This window comes from Kribbella sp. NPDC026611 (genome assembly GCF_040638345.1).
Lineage (GTDB): Bacteria > Actinomycetota > Actinomycetes > Propionibacteriales > Kribbellaceae > Kribbella.
The window spans coordinates 691,238-708,759 of the sequence record NZ_JBEZYC010000001.1; the positions used below are offsets into that span (position 1 = coordinate 691,238).

13 protein-coding genes are annotated in these 17,522 nt (G+C 67.3%); all 13 read left to right on the forward strand.

The genetic code is table 11. From position 1 onward, the window contains the following. The first annotated feature begins 207 nt into the window (after nucleotides 1-207). The 13 genes from rpoB to rplB all read left to right on the forward strand — a co-directional run bounded on the left by rpoB (nucleotide 208) and on the right by rplB (nucleotide 17,522). On the forward strand, nucleotides 208-3,690 hold the full coding sequence (rpoB, locus tag AB0E69_RS03485) for a DNA-directed RNA polymerase subunit beta (RefSeq protein WP_360138844.1): 3,483 nt from the start codon (nucleotides 208-210) through the stop codon (nucleotides 3,688-3,690). Between the two features lie 68 nt (nucleotides 3,691-3,758). Then, nucleotides 3,759-7,619 (forward strand): DNA-directed RNA polymerase subunit beta', encoded by a 3,861-nt coding sequence (locus AB0E69_RS03490; protein WP_360138847.1) that lies wholly within the window; start codon nucleotides 3,759-3,761, stop codon nucleotides 7,617-7,619. A gap of 127 nt (nucleotides 7,620-7,746) precedes the next feature. Then, on the forward strand, nucleotides 7,747-9,051 hold the full coding sequence (locus tag AB0E69_RS03495) for a nuclear transport factor 2 family protein (protein ID WP_360138849.1): 1,305 nt from the start codon (nucleotides 7,747-7,749) through the stop codon (nucleotides 9,049-9,051). Further along, nucleotides 9,044-9,790, forward strand: a complete 747-nt coding sequence (locus AB0E69_RS03500; RefSeq protein ID WP_360138852.1) for a maleylpyruvate isomerase family mycothiol-dependent enzyme — start codon at nucleotides 9,044-9,046, stop codon at nucleotides 9,788-9,790. The genes AB0E69_RS03495 and AB0E69_RS03500 overlap by 8 nt, the downstream gene beginning before the upstream one ends. Before the next feature lie 274 nt (nucleotides 9,791-10,064). Beyond that, the gene (gene rpsL, locus AB0E69_RS03505) at nucleotides 10,065-10,439 is read left to right on the forward strand and encodes a 30S ribosomal protein S12 (protein WP_328526112.1); all 375 of its coding nucleotides are present in this window, start codon (nucleotides 10,065-10,067) and stop codon (nucleotides 10,437-10,439) included. Continuing rightward, complete coding sequence (gene rpsG, locus AB0E69_RS03510) at nucleotides 10,439-10,909, forward strand: 30S ribosomal protein S7 (protein ID WP_131361025.1); 471 nt, start codon at nucleotides 10,439-10,441, stop codon at nucleotides 10,907-10,909. Before rpsL ends, rpsG begins: the two co-directional genes overlap by 1 nt. A 71-nt stretch (nucleotides 10,910-10,980) precedes the next feature. Further along, nucleotides 10,981-13,092: an elongation factor G gene (gene fusA, locus AB0E69_RS03515; RefSeq protein WP_360138855.1), complete on the forward strand. Its 2,112-nt coding sequence runs from the start codon at nucleotides 10,981-10,983 to the stop codon at nucleotides 13,090-13,092. A 72-nt stretch (nucleotides 13,093-13,164) separates the two neighbouring features. Next, on the forward strand, nucleotides 13,165-14,358 hold the full coding sequence (tuf, locus tag AB0E69_RS03520; protein WP_360138858.1) for an elongation factor Tu: 1,194 nt from the start codon (nucleotides 13,165-13,167) through the stop codon (nucleotides 14,356-14,358). A gap of 358 nt (nucleotides 14,359-14,716) precedes the next feature. Next, a complete protein-coding gene (gene rpsJ / locus AB0E69_RS03525; protein WP_012923688.1) occupies nucleotides 14,717-15,025 on the forward strand; it encodes a 30S ribosomal protein S10 in 309 nt (102 codons plus the stop codon). 16 nt (nucleotides 15,026-15,041) lie between these two features. Continuing rightward, nucleotides 15,042-15,698, forward strand: coding sequence for a 50S ribosomal protein L3 (rplC, locus tag AB0E69_RS03530; protein ID WP_360138861.1), 657 nt, complete (start codon nucleotides 15,042-15,044; stop codon nucleotides 15,696-15,698). Continuing rightward, nucleotides 15,695-16,387 carry a 50S ribosomal protein L4 gene (rplD, locus tag AB0E69_RS03535; protein WP_360138864.1) on the forward strand — a complete coding sequence of 231 codons (693 nt, stop codon included), beginning with the start codon at nucleotides 15,695-15,697 and terminating at the stop codon, nucleotides 16,385-16,387. Before rplC ends, rplD begins: the two co-directional genes overlap by 4 nt. Then, nucleotides 16,384-16,689: a 50S ribosomal protein L23 gene (rplW, locus tag AB0E69_RS03540; RefSeq protein WP_329003464.1), complete on the forward strand. Its 306-nt coding sequence runs from the start codon at nucleotides 16,384-16,386 to the stop codon at nucleotides 16,687-16,689. Before rplD ends, rplW begins: the two co-directional genes overlap by 4 nt. Beyond that, nucleotides 16,689-17,522: a 50S ribosomal protein L2 gene (rplB, locus tag AB0E69_RS03545; protein WP_360138867.1), complete on the forward strand. Its 834-nt coding sequence runs from the start codon at nucleotides 16,689-16,691 to the stop codon at nucleotides 17,520-17,522. Before rplW ends, rplB begins: the two co-directional genes overlap by 1 nt.

The window sequence follows — 17,522 nt, forward strand, 5'->3', positions numbered from 1 at the left end:
TGGAGACCCCGGGTCGGTCCTTGACGGAGAGGGTGGTCCACAGGCAAACTGTTGGACCCCATTGGACAGGCTTGCCTGAACCGTGTAGCCTATTGCTTTGCGCTGCCTTTCTCCTCGCCTCGGCTCGGGTCTCGACTTGACTGGGGCGGCTTGGCGTGCGCTCCCAGCACCGAAGTGATTCTTTGCGAGCCCGTGGAAGGACGCCCCTTGGTCGCCTCGCGCAACCCCCAGTCCGACAGCATTTCCAACGTCTCCGGCCCCCGCCGTATCTCCTTCGCCAAGATCGCCGAACCTCTCCAGGTTCCGGATCTGCTCGCGTTGCAGGTGGACAGTTTCGACTGGCTGGTCGGAAACGAAACGTGGCAGGCCCGGGTGGCCGCCGCCGAGGCCGAGGGGCGGTCGGACCTGTCCGGCCCCAGCGGCCTGGAAGAGATTTTCGAGGAGATCTCCCCGATCGAGGACTTCAGCGGCACCATGTCGCTGTCGTTCCGCGACCACCGATTCGAGCCGCCGAAGAACACGGTCGACGAGTGCAAGGAGCGGGACGTCACCTACTCCGCGCCGCTGTTCGTCACGGCCGAGTTCATGAACAACGAGACCGGTGAGATCAAGAGCCAGACCGTCTTCATGGGTGACTTCCCGCTGATGACGCGGAAGGGCACCTTCGTCATCAACGGGACCGAGCGGGTCGTCGTGTCCCAGCTCGTCCGCTCGCCCGGTGTGTACTTCGAGCGCACGCCGGACAAGACGTCCGACAAGGACATCTTCACCGCCAAGATCATCCCGTCGCGCGGCGCGTGGCTGGAGTTCGAGGTGGACAAGCGCGACATGGTCGGCGTCCGCCTCGACCGCAAGCGCAAGCAGAACGTCACCGTCCTGCTGAAGGCGCTCGGCTGGACCGACGCCCAGATCCTGGAGGAGTTCGGCGACTACGAGTCGATCCGGCTCACCCTGGAGAAGGACCACACGTCCGGCCAGGACGACGCGCTGCTCGACATCTACCGCAAGCTGCGTCCGGGCGAGCCGCCGACCCGCGAGGCCGCGCAGGCGCTGCTGGAGAACTACTACTTCAACGGCAAGCGCTACGACCTGGCCAAGGTCGGTCGCTACAAGATCAACAAGAAGCTCGGCCGGGACGAGGCGCACGACCAGGCGGTGCTGACCGTCGACGACATCGTCGCCACGATCAAGTACCTGGTCGCGCTGCACGAGGGCAAGACCGAGCTGCCGGCGCCGCGCGGTGAGATCGTCGTCGAAGAGGACGACATCGACCACTTCGGCAACCGGCGGCTGCGCACGGTCGGCGAGCTGATCCAGAACCAGCTGCGCACCGGCCTGGCCCGGATGGAGCGCGTGGTCCGGGAGCGGATGACGACCCAGGACGTCGAGGCGATCACGCCGCAGACCCTGATCAACATCCGTCCGGTGGTGGCGGCGCTGAAGGAGTTCTTCGGCACGTCCCAGCTGTCGCAGTTCATGGACCAGACCAACCCGGTCGCGGGCCTGACCCACAAGCGCCGGCTGAACGCGCTCGGCCCGGGTGGTCTGAGCCGCGAGCGGGCCGGCTTCGAGGTCCGCGACGTGCACCCGTCCCACTACGGCCGGATGTGCCCGATCGAGACCCCGGAAGGCCCGAACATCGGCCTGATCGGTTCGCTCGCGTCGTACGGCCGGGTGAACGCGTTCGGCTTCGTCGAGACGCCGTACCGCCGGGTCGTCAACGGCCAGGTCACCGACGACGTCGACTACCTGACCGCGGACGAGGAGGACCGGTTCGTCATCGCGCAGGCGAACGCCGCGCTGACCGACGAGAACCGGTTCGCCGAGGAGCGCGTGCTGGTTCGCCGGCGCCACGGTGAGGTCGAGCTGGTTCCGGTCGACGACGTGGACTACATGGACGTCTCGCCGCGCCAGATGGTGTCGGTGGCGACCGCCCTGATCCCGTTCCTCGAGCACGACGACGCCAACCGCGCGCTGATGGGTTCGAACATGCAGCGCCAGGCGGTGCCGCTGATCACCTCGGACGCCCCGCTGGTCGGTACCGGCATGGAGTTCCGCGGTGCGGTCGACGCCGGCGACGTGGTCGTGTCCGACAAGGCGGGTGTGGTCAAGGAGGTCTCGGCCGACCTGATCGAGATCGCCGCCGACGACGGCACGTACCAGACCTACCGGCTGGCGAAGTTCCGCCGCTCGAACCAGGGCACCTGCATCAACCAGCGCCCGCTGGTCGACGCCGGGCAGCGGGTCGAGATCGGCTCGCCGCTGGCCGACGGTCCGTGCACCGACGAGGGCGAGATGGCCCTCGGCCGGAACATGCTGGTCGCGTTCATGCCGTGGGAAGGCCACAACTACGAGGACGCGATCATCCTCTCCCAGCGCGTCGTGCAGCAGGACCTGCTGACCTCGATCCACATCGAGGAGCACGAGGTCGACGCCCGCGACACCAAGCTGGGCCCGGAGGAGATCACCCGGGACATCCCGAACGTCTCCGACGAGATGCTGGCCGACCTGGACGAGCGCGGCATCATCCGGATCGGCGCCGAGGTCACCACCGGTGACATCCTGGTCGGCAAGGTGACGCCGAAGGGCGAGACCGAGCTGACCCCGGAGGAGCGGCTGCTGCGCGCGATCTTCGGTGAGAAGGCGCGCGAGGTCCGCGACACCTCGCTGAAGGTGCCGCACGGCGAGGAGGGCACCGTCATCGGCGTCCGGGTCTTCGACCGGGACAACGGCGACGAGCTCCCGCCGGGCGTCAACCAGCTGGTCCGGGTGTACGTCGCCCAGAAGCGGAAGATCTCGGTCGGCGACAAGCTGGCCGGGCGGCACGGCAACAAGGGCGTCATCTCGAAGATCCTGCCGGTCGAGGACATGCCGTTCCTCGAGGACGGGACCCAGGTCGACATCATCCTGAACCCGCTGGGCGTGCCCGGCCGGATGAACGTCGGTCAGGTGCTCGAGACCCACCTCGGCTGGATCGCCAGCCGCGGCTGGGAGATCGACCCGGAGAACCAGGAGGAGTGGGCGCAGCGGCTGATCAAGATCGGCGCCGGCTCGGCCGAGCCGATGACGAACGTCGCCACCCCGGTCTTCGACGGCGCCAAGGAGGAGGAGGTCATCGGCCTGCTCAGCTCCACGACGCCGAACCGGGACGGGGTCCGGATGGTCAACGGCCAGGGCAAGGCGCGGCTGTTCGACGGCCGTTCCGGCGAGCCGTTCCCGGAGCCGGTGGGCGTCGGCTACATGTACATGCTGAAGCTGCACCACCTGGTCGACGACAAGATCCACGCCCGGTCGACCGGTCCGTACTCGATGATCACCCAGCAGCCGCTGGGTGGTAAGGCGCAGTTCGGTGGTCAGCGGTTCGGCGAGATGGAGGTGTGGGCCCTCGAGGCCTACGGTGCCGCCTTCGCGCTGCAGGAGCTGCTGACGATCAAGTCCGACGACGTCGTCGGGCGGGTCAAGGTGTACGAGGCGATCGTCAAGGGCGAGAACATCCCCGAGCCGGGTATCCCGGAGTCGTTCAAGGTTCTGGTCAAGGAAATGCAGTCCCTCTGCCTCAATGTCGAGGTGCTCTCGTCCGACGGAAGCCGGGTCGAGATGCGCGACAGCGAGGAGGACGTCTTCCGGGCGGCGGAGGAACTGGGCATCGACCTGTCCCGGCGCGAGCCGAACAGTGTCGAGGAGGTCTGAGCGGGTTGCCGTTCGACATCAACACACAACTCACTCAGACCATCTCTAGCAACGGGAGTTAACACATCGTGCTCGACGTGAACTTCTTCGACGAGCTTCGCATCGGCCTGGCCACGGCGGACGAGATCCGCCAGTGGTCGCACGGCGAGGTGAAGAAGCCCGAAACCATCAACTACCGGACCCTCAAGCCCGAGCGTGACGGCCTCTTCTGCGAGAAGATCTTCGGCCCCACCCGGGACTGGGAGTGCTACTGCGGCAAGTACAAGCGTGTCCGCTTCAAGGGCATCATCTGCGAGCGGTGTGGCGTCGAGGTCACCCGCTCCAAGGTGCGCCGCGAGCGGATGGGCCACATCGAGCTGGCCGCGCCGGTCACCCACATCTGGTACTTCAAGGGTGTCCCGTCGCGACTCGGCTACCTGCTCGACCTCGCCCCGAAGGACCTGGAGAAGGTCATCTACTTCGCGGCGTACATGATCACCGACGTCGACGACGAGGCCCGGCACCGCGACCTGTCCTCGCTCGAGGGCCGGGTGGACGTGGAGCGCAAGCAGCTCGAGAACCGTCGTGACAACGACATCGAGCAGCGGATGAAGAAGCTCGAGGAGGACTTGGCGCAGCTCGAGGCCGAGGGCGCCAAGGCCGACGTACGGCGCAAGGTCAAGGAAGGCGCCGAGCGTGAGGTCAAGCAGCTGCGCGACCGTGCGCAGCGCGAGATCGACCGCCTCGACGAGGTCTGGACCCGGTTCAAGAACCTGAAGGTCCAGGACCTCGAGGGCGACGAGATCCTCTACCGCGCCATGAAGGAGCGGTTCGGCAAGTACTTCGAGGGCGCCATGGGTGCCGCCGCGATCCAGCGCCGGCTGGAGACCTTCGACCTGAAGGCCGAGGCGGACAACCTGCGCGAGACGATCAAGACCGGCAAGGGCCAGCGCAAGACCCGCGCCCTGAAGCGGCTCAAGGTCGTCACCGCGTTCCTGCAGACCAACAACAGCCCGATGGGCATGGTGCTGGACTGCGTCCCGGTGATCCCGCCGGACCTGCGTCCGATGGTCCAGCTCGACGGTGGCCGGTTCGCCACCTCGGACCTGAACGACCTGTACCGCCGGGTGATCAACCGGAACAACCGGCTCAAGCGGCTGCTCGACCTGGGCGCGCCGGAGATCATCGTCAACAACGAGAAGCGGATGCTGCAGGAGGCCGTCGACGCGCTGTTCGACAACGGCCGCCGTGGCCGTCCGGTCACCGGCCCGGGCAACCGGCCGCTGAAGTCGCTGTCCGACATGCTCAAGGGCAAGCAGGGTCGTTTCCGGCAGAACCTGCTGGGCAAGCGCGTCGACTACTCGGGCCGCTCGGTCATCGTGGTCGGCCCGCAGCTGAAGCTGCACCAGTGCGGTCTGCCGAAGGCGATGGCGCTGGAGCTGTTCAAGCCGTTCGTGATGAAGCGGCTGGTCGACCTCAACCACGCGCAGAACATCAAGTCCGCCAAGCGGATGGTCGAGCGCCAGCGCGCCCAGGTCTGGGACGTGCTGGAAGAGGTCATCACCGAGCACCCGGTCCTGCTGAACCGTGCACCAACCCTGCACCGGCTCGGCATCCAGGCGTTCGAGCCGCAGCTGATCGAGGGCAAGGCGATCCAGATCCACCCGCTCGTCTGCTCCGCGTTCAACGCGGACTTCGACGGTGACCAGATGGCGGTGCACCTGCCGCTGTCGGCCGAGGCGCAGGCCGAGGCCCGGATCCTGATGCTGTCGACGAACAACATCCTGAAGCCGGCCGACGGCCGGCCGGTGACGATGCCGACGCAGGACATGATCATCGGCATCTACTTCCTGACCATGCTCAAGGACGGCGCCAAGGGCGAGGGCCGGGCGTTCAGCTCGGTCGCCGAGGCGATCATGGCCTTCGACCGCAACGAGCTCTCGCTGCAGGCGAAGATCACGCTGCGGCTGGACGAGTCCGGCGTACCGGCCGGTGCGACCGAGCTCGCGAGCGGTGGCTTCGCGCTGGAGACGACGCTCGGCCGGGCCCTGTTCAACGAGGCCCTGCCGCACGACTACCCGTTCGTGGACCTCGAGGTCGGCAAGAAGCAGTTGGGCGGGATCGTCAACGACCTGGCCGAGCGGTACACCAAGGTCGAGGTCGCCAACGCCCTCGACAACCTGAAGGACCTCGGTTTCCGCTGGGCCACCCGCTCGGGTGTCACGGTGTCGATCAACGACTTCAGCACGCCGCCGTCCAAGCCGGAGATCATGGCCCGCTACGAGGCCCAGGCCGAGAAGGTCCAGAAGCAGTTCGAGCGGGGTCTGATCACCTCGTCCGAGCGGCGTCAGGAGCTGATCGAGATCTGGACCGGCGCCAACGCCGAGGTCGGCAAGGCGATGGAGGAGAACTTCGAGAAGGCCAACCCGATCTGGATGATGGTCCACTCGGGTGCCCGCGGCAACATGATGCAGATCCGGCAGATCGCCGGTATGCGTGGGCTGGTGGCCAACCCGAAGGGTGAGATCATCGCCCGGCCGATCAAGGCGAACTTCCGCGAGGGTCTGTCGGTGGTCGAGTACTTCATCGCCACCCACGGTGCCCGGAAGGGTCTGGCCGACACCGCGCTGCGGACCGCCGACTCGGGGTACCTGACCCGGCGTCTGGTGGACGTGTCGCAGGACGTGATCATCCGCGAGGAGGACTGCGGGACCGAGCGGGGTCTGCCGAAGAAGATCGGCGAGAAGGACCCGAGCGGCAAGGTCGTGCACGCCGAGAACGTGGAGACCAGCGCCTACGCGCGGACCCTGGCGACCGATGCGTTCGGTCCGGAGGGCAACCTCGTGCTGGCGGCCGGCAGCGACCTGGGCGACGTCTCGATCGCCAAGCTGGTCGCGGCCGGGGTCGAGGAGGTCAAGGTCCGGTCGGTGCTCACCTGTGACGCCAAGACCGGTACCTGCGCGAAGTGCTACGGGCGTTCGCTGGCGACCGGCAAGCCGGTCGACATCGGCGAGGCGGTCGGCATCATCGCGGCCCAGTCCATCGGTGAGCCGGGGACGCAGCTGACGATGCGGACCTTCCACACCGGTGGTGTCGCGGGTGATGACATCACCCACGGTCTGCCGCGTGTGGTCGAGCTCTTCGAGGCCCGCCAGCCCAAGGGCAAGGCGCCGATCTCGGAGGCGGCCGGCCGGATCTCGATCGAGGACACCGACAAGACCCGGAAGCTGGTGCTCACCCCGGACGACGGTTCCGAGGAGGTCGCCTACCCGGTGTCGAAGCGCGGTCGCCTGCTGATCGAGGAGGGTCAGCACGTCGAGGTCGGCCAGCAGCTGACGCAGGGTACGCCGGACCCGCAGGAGGTTCTGCGGATCCTGGGTGTCCGCAAGGCGCAGGAGCACCTGGTGGACGAGGTCCAGGAGGTGTACCGGTCGCAGGGTGTGGCCATCCACGACAAGCACATCGAGATCATCGTCCGGCAGATGCTGCGCCGGGTCACGGTGATCGAGTCGGGCGACGCCCAGCTGCTGCCGGGCGAGCTCGCGGACCGCATCCTCTTCGAGGCGGAGAACCGCCGCGTGGTGGCCGAGGGCGGTACGCCGGCCTCGGGTCGTCCGGTGCTGATGGGTATCACCAAGGCCTCGCTGGCCACCGAGTCGTGGCTCTCGGCCGCCTCCTTCCAGGAGACGACCCGGGTCCTGACCGAGGCCGCGATCCACGGCAAGTCCGACTCGCTGGTCGGTCTGAAGGAGAACGTCATCATCGGAAAGCTGATCCCGGCGGGTACCGGCATGGACCGTTACCGCAACATCCGGGTGGAGCCCACCGAGGAGGCGAAGGCCGCGATGTACTCGATGGTCGGCTACGAGTCGTACGACTACGACTTCGGCCCGTCCACCGGTCAGTCGGTCCCGCTCGACGACTTCGACCTCGGTTCCTACCAGAACTGATCGCAGTCACTCCGCGAGGGCGGCACTCCCCAGTTCGGGGGTGCCGCCCTCGCGGCATTTCGGGAGTGCGTGAAAGACACTCGGGTGGGCGGCTGAAAGTAGCGGTGCGATGGTCCAAGATTGGGGCATGACGAATCTGCCGGCTTATCTACGGCCCTTCGTCCTGGGGGTTCTGGAAGGTTCTGACGTGCGCGTCGATCGGTTGGGGGAGATCGATCTGTACCGTCCGCCGGGGAGAGCCCGGGGCGGTGCGATCTTGTTCGTGCACGGCGGACCCGGACCGGCCAACCTCGAGGTGATGCCCCGGGACTGGCCGGTGTACAAGGGTTATGCGACCGCCGCCGCCAGGCGCGGCGTGGTGGCCGCTGTTGTCGACCACAGCCTGATTCGCGGTCTCGACCAGTTGGTCGTGGCCGCGGACGAGGTGGAGGCTGCGGTCGCCGTACTGCGTTCCGATCCACGCGTCGACCCCGATCGGGTCGGCCTGTGGTTCTTCTCCGGTGCCGGACTGCTGGCAGGGGAGTGGCTGGACAGCCGCCCCGACTGGCTGCGGTTCGTCGCCCTGACCTATCCCTTGCTCGCCACCCCGCCCGGTGTCGACGACTTGGTAACCGCCGCCGAGGTGATCGGCAAACACAAGGACCTGCCGGTTCTGCTGACCAGAGCTGGACTCGAGCGTGAGGAGCTCGCCGGTCCGGTCGCGGAGTTCGTTTCCGCGGGAGGCGCCGCGCTGGACATCATCGACGTACCGAAAGGGCACCACGGGTTCGACATGCTCGACCACACCGAAGAATCACGCGCCGCCGTGACCAAGGCTCTCGACTGGGCGATCGCCCACCTCGGCGAGGAGCCTGGCGACGACGGCAAGCTCCTCGTCCCACCTCCGACCAAGAAGTCCACCGCCCGCCGCGCGCCGGCCAAGGCAGCAGCAGCGGTGGTGAAGGAGACGCCGAAGCCGGTCGCGACCACCCCAGCTCCGGCGCCGAGTCAGCCGACCCTGCCGCCGGAGCCCGCGCCGGTGGCGAGCAAGCCGGCCGAACCGGTCGTCCCGGTCGCGTCCACCCCGCTGGCCGACCTGGGCATCGCGACGGTGGCGACCGTCACCGCCGACACCCCGGCAGCTCGCGTCATCGGCCGCGAGCACGCCGCCTACGCCGCACACGACCTCGAGGCCTTCTTGGCGATGTACTCGCCGACCGCGCGCATCCTGCTGGCCGACGGCTCGGAGCTCAAGGGCCGCCGGTTCCTCCGCGAGTTCTACCGCCCCCGGTTCGCCGCGGGGCAGTGCAAGACGGAGGTCGTGCAGAAGCTGATGCTCGGCGAGTGGGTGGTCGAGCACGTGCTGGCGTACGACGACGGCGAGGCCCTGCCGCAGCTCGCGCTGTACCGGGTCGTCGACGGGTTGATCACCGACGTCGAGTTCCGTGTCTGAACCGATCGACCACCTGGCCGAGTTCGAGAGGACGGCCGCGGAGCTCGCGGCCGTCCTCGGCAACCTCGACCCGGACTCCGCAGTACCGGCGTGTCCCGGCTGGACCGTGGCCGACCTGGCCCTGCACGTCGGCTCCGGCCAGCGCTGGGCGGCGTCGATCCTGCTCAGCGGGACCGGTCAGAAGGTGCCGGAGGTACTGCGGACGACGATCTCCTGGCCGGACTGGTATGCCGGCACCTCCGCGGCTCTGGCCGCGGCGATCCGGGCCGTCGACCCGGACGAGCCGTGCTGGAACTTCGCGCCGGTCGACCAGCGAGCGGGATTCTGGGCCCGTCGACGTCTGCATGAGACGGCTATCCACCTCGTGGACGCTGTCCAGGCTGGTGCTCCGGGGGTCACTGGTCTGGACGTGATACCTCCGGCGGTGGCGGCCGACGGAGTGGCCGAGGTGTTCGAGGTGTTCCTGCCCCGGATGCTGGCCCGCGGGTTCGCGCTGGCCGTCACCCGGCAGGTCGGCGTACGTGCCACCGACACCGGGCACGAGTGGACGCTGAGCCCTTCAGGACAACGGGTTCCACCCGAGGTCGAGGACGGCAAGGCGACCGGTGAAGCAGTCCTGTCGGGGACCGCGGCCGAGCTCGTCCTGTGCCTCTGGAAGCGCTTGCCGGGGACGGTCCTGACGGTCGAGGGAGACCCCGCGCTGGCGACGGCATTCCTGGCCGGCAAGACCACTCCGTAGGCCCTGTACACTGTAAAAGCGGACGGCCCTCAGAGGCGGTCGATTACTCATTTTGACCGTGCTTGAGGCAGCCGCTAGTCTTAACGATCGTGCCCGGGGTCATCCTGGGCCGTCATGCGTGCCCCTCGTCAGACGGGACGGGCCGCGTGGCACGGGACTCCTGCCGACAGTCTGGAAGATTAAGGCTTCGGTACGCCCGTGCGTACGCGACACACCCGACCGCGGGGGTCAGGCGAGCAACAACCCAGCCGGACGACAGAAAGAGATTCGCGCGGTGCCCACCATTCAGCAGCTGGTCCGCAAGGGCCGCCAGGACAAGGTGTCGAAGAACAAGACGCCGGCCCTGAAGGGTTCTCCTCAGCGTCGTGGTGTGTGCACGCGCGTCTACACGACCACGCCGAAGAAGCCGAACTCGGCGCTTCGCAAGGTCGCGCGTGTCCGCCTGACCAGCGGCATCGAGGTCACCGCCTACATTCCGGGCGTCGGTCACAACCTCCAGGAGCACTCGATCGTGCTCGTGCGTGGTGGCCGGGTGAAGGACCTGCCGGGTGTCCGTTACAAGATCATCCGCGGTTCGCTGGACACCCAGGGTGTCAAGAACCGCAAGCAGGCCCGCAGCCACTACGGCGCCAAGAAGGAGAAGAGCTAATGCCGCGCAAGGGCCCCGCCCCGAAGCGCCCGGTCATCATCGACCCGGTCTACAGTTCCCCGCTCGTCACCCAGTTGATCTCGAAGATCCTGGTCGACGGCAAGAAGCAGATCGCGCAGAGCATCGTCTACACGGCGCTCGAGGGCACCCGGACCAAGACCGGGACCGACCCCGTGATCACGCTGAAGCGTGCGCTGGACAACGTGAAGCCGAGCATCGAGGTGAAGAGCCGCCGGGTCGGTGGCGCCACCTACCAGGTGCCGATCGAGGTCAAGCCGGGCCGGTCGACCACGCTCGCGCTGCGCTGGCTGACGACGTACTCGCGGGCCCGTCGCGAGAAGACCATGTCCGAGCGGCTGATGAACGAGATCCTGGACGCGTCCAACGGTCTGGGTGCCTCGGTGAAGCGCCGCGAGGACACGCACAAGATGGCCGAAGCCAACAAGGCTTTCGCCCACTACCGCTGGTGATCCCGGGGTCCTCCCGGACCCCCAGCTCACCCCTTTTGACGCACCACAGAAGCGAGAGGTAGACCACCGAGGTGGCCGTACAAATCACCACCGACCTGGCCAAGGTCCGCAACATCGGGATCATGGCCCACATCGACGCCGGCAAGACGACGACGACCGAGCGGATCCTCTTCTACACCGGTATCACGTACAAGATCGGTGAGGTCCACGACGGCGCCGCCACGATGGACTGGATGGAGCAGGAGCAGGAGCGCGGCATCACGATCACGTCCGCCGCGACGACCTGCACCTGGAAAGACCACACCATCAACATCATCGACACCCCGGGCCACGTCGACTTCACCGTCGAGGTGGAGCGCTCGCTGCGCGTGCTCGACGGCGCGGTCGCGGTGTTCGACGGTGTCGCCGGTGTCGAGCCGCAGTCGGAGACCGTCTGGCGGCAGGCCGACCGGTACGGCGTACCGCGGATCTGCTTCGTCAACAAGCTGGACCGGACCGGCGCGGAGTTCATGCGCTGCGTCGACATGATCGTCGACCGGCTGGCCGCGGTGCCGCTGGTGCTGCAGCTCCCGATCGGGGCCGAGGCCGACTTCATCGGCGTCGTCGACCTGATCGGTATGCGCGCGCTGACCTGGCGCGGTGAGACCACGATGGGTGAGGACTACACCGTCGAGGAGATCCCGGCCAGCCACACCGAGATCGCCGCCGAGTGGCGCGACAAGCTGATCGAGACGCTGGCCGAGGCCGACGACGAGATCATGGAGCTGTACCTCGAGGGCGACGAGCCGACCGAGGCGCAGATCATGGCCGGCATCCGGCGCGCGACCATCGCGAGCAAGCTGACCCCGGTGCTGACCGGCACCGCGTTCAAGAACAAGGGCGTCCAGCCGCTGCTCGACGCGATCAACGCGTTCCTGCCCAGCCCGCTCGACGTTCCGGCCATCGAGGGCCACGACGTCAAGGACAGCGAGCAGGTCGTGCTGCGCAAGCCGGACGACAGCGAGCCGTTCTCGGCGCTGGCGTTCAAGATCGCCGCCGACCCGCACCTGGGCAAGCTGACCTTCATCCGGGTGTACTCGGGCAAGCTCGAGACCGGCACCCAGGTCCTGAACCCCACCAAGGGGCGCAAGGAGCGGATCGGCAAGATCTACCGGATGCACGCGAACAAGCGTGAGGAGATCGCGTCGATCGGCGCCGGCCACATCGTCGCCGTGATGGGTCTGAAGGACACCACCACCGGTGAGACGCTGGCCGACCCGGCCAACCCGGTCGTGCTGGAGTCGATGCAGTTCCCGGCCCCGGTGATCTCGGTCGCGATCGAGCCGAAGTCGAAGGGCGACCAGGAGAAGCTGGGCGTCGCGATCCAGCGGCTCGCCGAGGAGGACCCGACCTTCCAGGTCCGGACCGACGAGGACACCGGCCAGACGATCATCGCCGGCATGGGCGAGCTGCACCTCGAGGTGCTGGTCGACCGGATGAAGCGCGAGTTCCGGGTCGAGGCCAACGTCGGCAAGCCGCAGGTCGCCTACCGCGAGACCATCAAGAAGAAGGTCGAGAAGGTCGACTACACGCACAAGAAGCAGACCGGTGGTTCGGGTCAGTTCGCGCGCGTGATCATCGACATCGAGCCGACTTCGGTCGAGGCCGGTGGCGAGGGTGGCTACGAGTTCGTCAACGCCGTCACCGGTGGCCGCATCCCCCGGGAGTACATCCCGTCGGTGGACGAGGGCGCCCAGGAGGCGATGGAGTTCGGCGTACTGGCCGGCTACCCGATGGTGGACGTCAAGGTGACGCTGCAGGACGGCGCCTACCACGACGTCGACTCGTCGGAGCTCGCGTTCAAGATCGCCGGTTCGATGGCGTTCAAGGACGCCGCCCGCCGGGCGACCCCGGTCATCCTCGAGCCGATGTTCGACGTCGAGGTGATCACCCCCGAGGACTACATGGGTGAAGTGATCGGCGACCTGAACTCGCGGCGGGGCCAGATCCAGTCCATGAACGAGGGTCCCGGCGGCAGCCGGGCGGTCAAGGCCCTGGTGCCGTTGTCCGAGATGTTCGGGTATGTCGGTGACCTGCGGTCGAAGACCCAGGGCCGCGCGTCCTACTCGATGCAGTTCGATTCCTACGCCGAGGTTCCGAAGAACGTGGCGGAAGAGATCATCAAGAAGGCCCGCGGCGAGTAATCTCGCTCCGGTCCAACCAACCCACAGCGCGTCGGCGTACGGCGTAAGTCAACATTTTCCAGGAGGGCCCCAGTGGCTAAGGCGAAGTTCGAGCGGACTAAGCCGCACGTCAACATCGGCACTATCGGTCACATCGACCACGGTAAGACCACTCTTACCGCGGCGATCACCAAGGTGCTGCACGACAAGTACCCGACGCTCAACGAGGCATCGGCCTTCGACCAGATCGACAAGGCGCCGGAAGAGCGTCAGCGCGGTATCACCATCTCGATCGCGCACGTCGAGTACCAGACCGAGGCCCGGCACTACGCGCACGTCGACTGCCCGGGTCACGCGGACTACATCAAGAACATGATCACCGGTGCGGCCCAGATGGACGGCGCGATCCTGGTCGTCGCCGCCACCGACGGCCCGATGCCGCAGACGCGTGAGCACGTGCTGCTCGCCCGCCAGGTCGGCGTGCCGGCGATGGTCGTGGCGCTGAACAAGTGCGACATGGTCGACGACGAGGAGATCCTGGAGCTCGTCGAGCTCGAGGTTCGCGAGCTGCTCTCGGAGCAGGAGTTCGACGGCGACAACGCGCCGATCGTCCGCGTCGCCGCGCACCCGGCGCTGCAGGGTGACGAGAAGTGGGGCGAGACGATCCTCGAGCTCATGAACGCTGTGGACGAGTACATCCCGCAGCCGGAGCGCGAGATCGACAAGCCGTTCCTGATGCCGGTGGAGGACGTCTTCACCATCACCGGTCGTGGCACGGTCATCACCGGCCGGATCGAGCGCGGTGTGATCAAGGTCAACGAGACCGTCGACATCGTCGGCATCCGTCCGGACAAGCAGACCACCACGGTCACCGGTATCGAGATGTTCCGGAAGCTGCTGGACGAGGGCCAGGCCGGTGAGAACGTCGGTCTGCTGCTTCGCGGTACGAAGCGCGAGGACGTCGAGCGCGGCATGGTCGTCATCAAGCCGGGCACCACGACCCCGCACACCAACTTCGACGCGTCGGTCTACATCCTGTCGAAGGAGGAGGGCGGCCGGCACACGCCGTTCTTCCAGAACTACCGTCCGCAGTTCTACTTCCGCACCACCGACGTCACCGGTGTCGTCACGCTGCCCGAGGGCACCGAGATGGTCATGCCGGGCGACAACACCGACATGTCGGTCGAGCTGATCCAGCCGATCGCCATGGAGGAAGGTCTGAAGTTCGCGATCCGGGAGGGTGGCCGTACCGTCGGCGCCGGCCGGGTCACCAAGATCGTCAAGTGACACCACGAGGTCCGCGAGGGCTCGCTCCCTGAGCCCCGCGGACCTCTGCTTTGCGCCTGATCCGGCGCTCAGGTGGGACCGGATCAGGCGTGAAGCCACCCGATTGGCATTCCGGTGCCGATCGATGGCACAATATTCAGGTTGCTCAGGCGAGGCCGCCGGGGTGCGCCCCAGATCTTCTTGATCTGGCTGGTGCGCCGGACCGGAGACCATGCCGAGGTTCCGGTCCGAGACCGGGCCCCGATCTCCTCAAGGGTCAATGAAGCGGTGGGTCACGCGCGTGCCGCGCGCGCGACACACCCGACCGCGGGGGTCGGAGCAACGCCCGAAAGACGATAGAGAAGGACGAAGCGAAGCGATGGCGGGACAGAAGATCCGCATCCGGCTGAAGGCCTACGACCACGAGGTCATCGACAGCTCGGCGCGCAAGATTGTCGACACGGTGACGCGTACTGGTGCGAAGGTTGCTGGCCCGGTGCCGTTGCCGACGGAAAAGAACGTGTTCTGCGTCATCCGCTCGCCGCACAAGTACAAGGACAGCCGCGAGCACTTCGAGATGCGCACCCACAAGCGGCTCATCGACATCATCGACCCCACGCCGAAGACCGTCGACTCGCTGATGCGGCTCGACCTGCCGGCCGGTGTCGACATCGAGATCAAGCTCTGAGGGACGCGAAAGACCTATGAGCATTTCAAAGAACACGCGCGGTCTGCTGGGCACCAAGCTCGGCATGACCCAGACCTGGGACGAGAACAACCGCGTCGTCCCCGTCACCGTGATCCAGGCCGGCCCGTGCGTCGTCACCGGTGTCCGGACCGCAGCCGACAGTGGCTACGACGGTGTCCAGATCGCCTTCGGTGACATCGACCCGCGCAAGGTGACCAAGCCCATGCGCGGCCACTTCGACAAGGCCGGCGTGACGCCGCGGCGCCACCTGCTGGAGCTGCGCACCGCCGACGCCAGCGAGTACACGCTGGGCCAGGAGCTGAAGGCCGAGACCTTCGAGGCCGGCGAGCGCGTCGACGTCTCCGCCACCAGCAAGGGCAAGGGCTTCGCCGGTGTGATGAAGCGGCACGGCTTCCACGGTCTGCGCGCCACCCACGGTGTGCACAAGAAGCACCGTTCGCCGGGCTCCATCGGCGGCTGCGCGACCCCGGGCCGGGTTTTCAAGGGTCTGCGGATGGCCGGCCGGATGGGCAACGAGCAGGTCACCACGCAGAACATCTCCGTGCACGCGATCGACGCCGAGCGCGGCCTGATCCTGCTGAAGGGTGCGGTTCCCGGCCCCAAGGGCGGCCTGGTGCTGATCCGTAACGCCGCGAAGGGAGCTGCCAAGTGAGCACCGTCGACGTCGTCGTCGTCAAGGGCGACAAGGTCAGCAAGAAGGGCTCCGCCGAACTGCCGGCCGAGCTGTTCGACGTCCAGGTCAACATCCCGCTGATCCACCAGGTCGTGGTGGCCCAGCTGGCCGCGGCCCGCCAGGGCACGCACAAGACCAAGACCCGGGGCGAGGTGTCCGGCGGTGGCGCCAAGCCGTACCGCCAGAAGGGCACCGGTCGCGCCCGTCAGGGTTCGACCCGCGCACCGCAGTTCACCGGTGGTGGCGTCGTCCACGGCCCGGTGCCGCGTGACTACAGCCAGCGGACCCCGAAGAAGATGATCGCCGCCGCGCTCCGCGGTGCGCTGTCCGACCGGGCCCGCGACGGCCAGGTCTTCGTGGTCGAGAGCTTCGTGGACGGCGACAAGCCCTCCACCAAGTCGGCCCTGAAGGTGCTGGGCGAGGTGACCGAGCCGGGCAAGGCGCTGGTCGTCGTCGACCGCGCCGACGAGCTGACCTGGCTGAGCCTGCGCAACGTGCAGCACGTGCACCTGATCGCCGCCGACCAGCTGAACGCGTACGACGTTCTCTGCAGCGACGCGATCGTGTTCACCAAGGACGCCCTCGACACGTTCGTCGCGGGCGCGCCGAAGGGCAAGTCCGTCAAGGCTGTCGCCACGTCGACTGAAGCCGAGGAGGTAGAAGCATGAGCCACGGAGTCAACAAGGATCCCCGCGACGTGCTGCTCCGGCCGGTCGTGAGCGAGAAGAGCTACGGCCTGCTGGACGAGCAGAAGTACACGTTCGAGGTCGCGCCGGACGCCAACAAGACCGAGATCAAGCTCGCGGTCGAGAAGGTGTTCAAGGTCAAGGTCAACGACGTCAACACCCTCAACCGCAAGGGCAAGCGCCGCCGCACTCGTGCCGGCTGGGGCAAGCGCCCGGACACCAAGCGAGCGATCGTGACCCTCAAGGGCGACGACCGCATCGACATCTTCGGAGGCCAGTCGTAATGGGAATCCGCAAGTACAAGCCGACGACGCCGGGCCGCCGTGGCTCGAGCGTGGCCGACTTCGTCGAGCTCACCCGTTCGACCCCGGAGAAGTCCCTGCTCCGTCCGCTCCCGAAGAAGGGCGGCCGGAACAACAGCGGCAAGATCACCACCCGGCACCACGGTGGCGGTCACAAGCGGGCGTACCGGCTGATCGACTTCAAGCGCTACGACAAGGACGGCGTGCCGGCCAAGGTCGCGCACATCGAGTACGACCCGAACCGCACCGCGCGGATCGCGCTGCTGCACTACGTGGACGGCGAGAAGCGCTACATCCTCGCCCCGTCCAACCTGCGGCAGGGCACGGTCGTCGAGAACGGTCCGGCCGCCGACATCAAGATCGGCAACAACCTGCCGCTGCGCAACATCCCGGTGGGTTCCACCATCCACGCGGTCGAGCTGCGGCCGGGCGGTGGCGCCAAGATGGGCCGCTCCGCCGGTGCCAGCATCCAGCTGGTCGCGAAGGAAGGCCGGATGGCCACCCTGCGGATGCCGTCCGGCGAGGTCCGGATGGTCGACGTGCGCTGCCGCGCCACCCTCGGTGAGGTCGGCAACGGCGAGCAGTCGAACATCAACTGGGGCAAGGCAGGCCGGATGCGCTGGAAGGGCAAGCGCCCGACCGTCCGCGGTGTCGCGATGAACCCGGTCGACCACCCGCACGGTGGTGGTGAGGGTAAGACCTCGGGTGGTCGCCACCCGGTGTCCCCGTGGGGCCAGCCTGAGGGCCGGACCCGCACCCGCAAGGAAAGCGACCGCATGATCGTCCGGCGCCGCAAGGCCGGCAAGAAGCGCTGA

Excerpts from the sequence above, each read along its gene's own strand:
- AB0E69_RS03495 (WP_360138849.1), top strand. The coding sequence starts at position 7,747 with ATGACGAATCTGCCGGCTTATCTACGGCCCTTCGTCCTGGGGGTTCTG.
- rpsG (WP_131361025.1), top strand. The coding sequence starts at position 10,439 with ATGCCGCGCAAGGGCCCCGCCCCGAAGCGCCCGGTCATCATCGACCCG.
- rpsJ (WP_012923688.1), top strand. The coding sequence starts at position 14,717 with ATGGCGGGACAGAAGATCCGCATCCGGCTGAAGGCCTACGACCACGAG.
- rplC (WP_360138861.1), top strand. The coding sequence starts at position 15,042 with ATGAGCATTTCAAAGAACACGCGCGGTCTGCTGGGCACCAAGCTCGGC.
- rplW (WP_329003464.1), top strand. The coding sequence starts at position 16,384 with ATGAGCCACGGAGTCAACAAGGATCCCCGCGACGTGCTGCTCCGGCCG.
- rplB (WP_360138867.1), top strand. The coding sequence starts at position 16,689 with ATGGGAATCCGCAAGTACAAGCCGACGACGCCGGGCCGCCGTGGCTCG.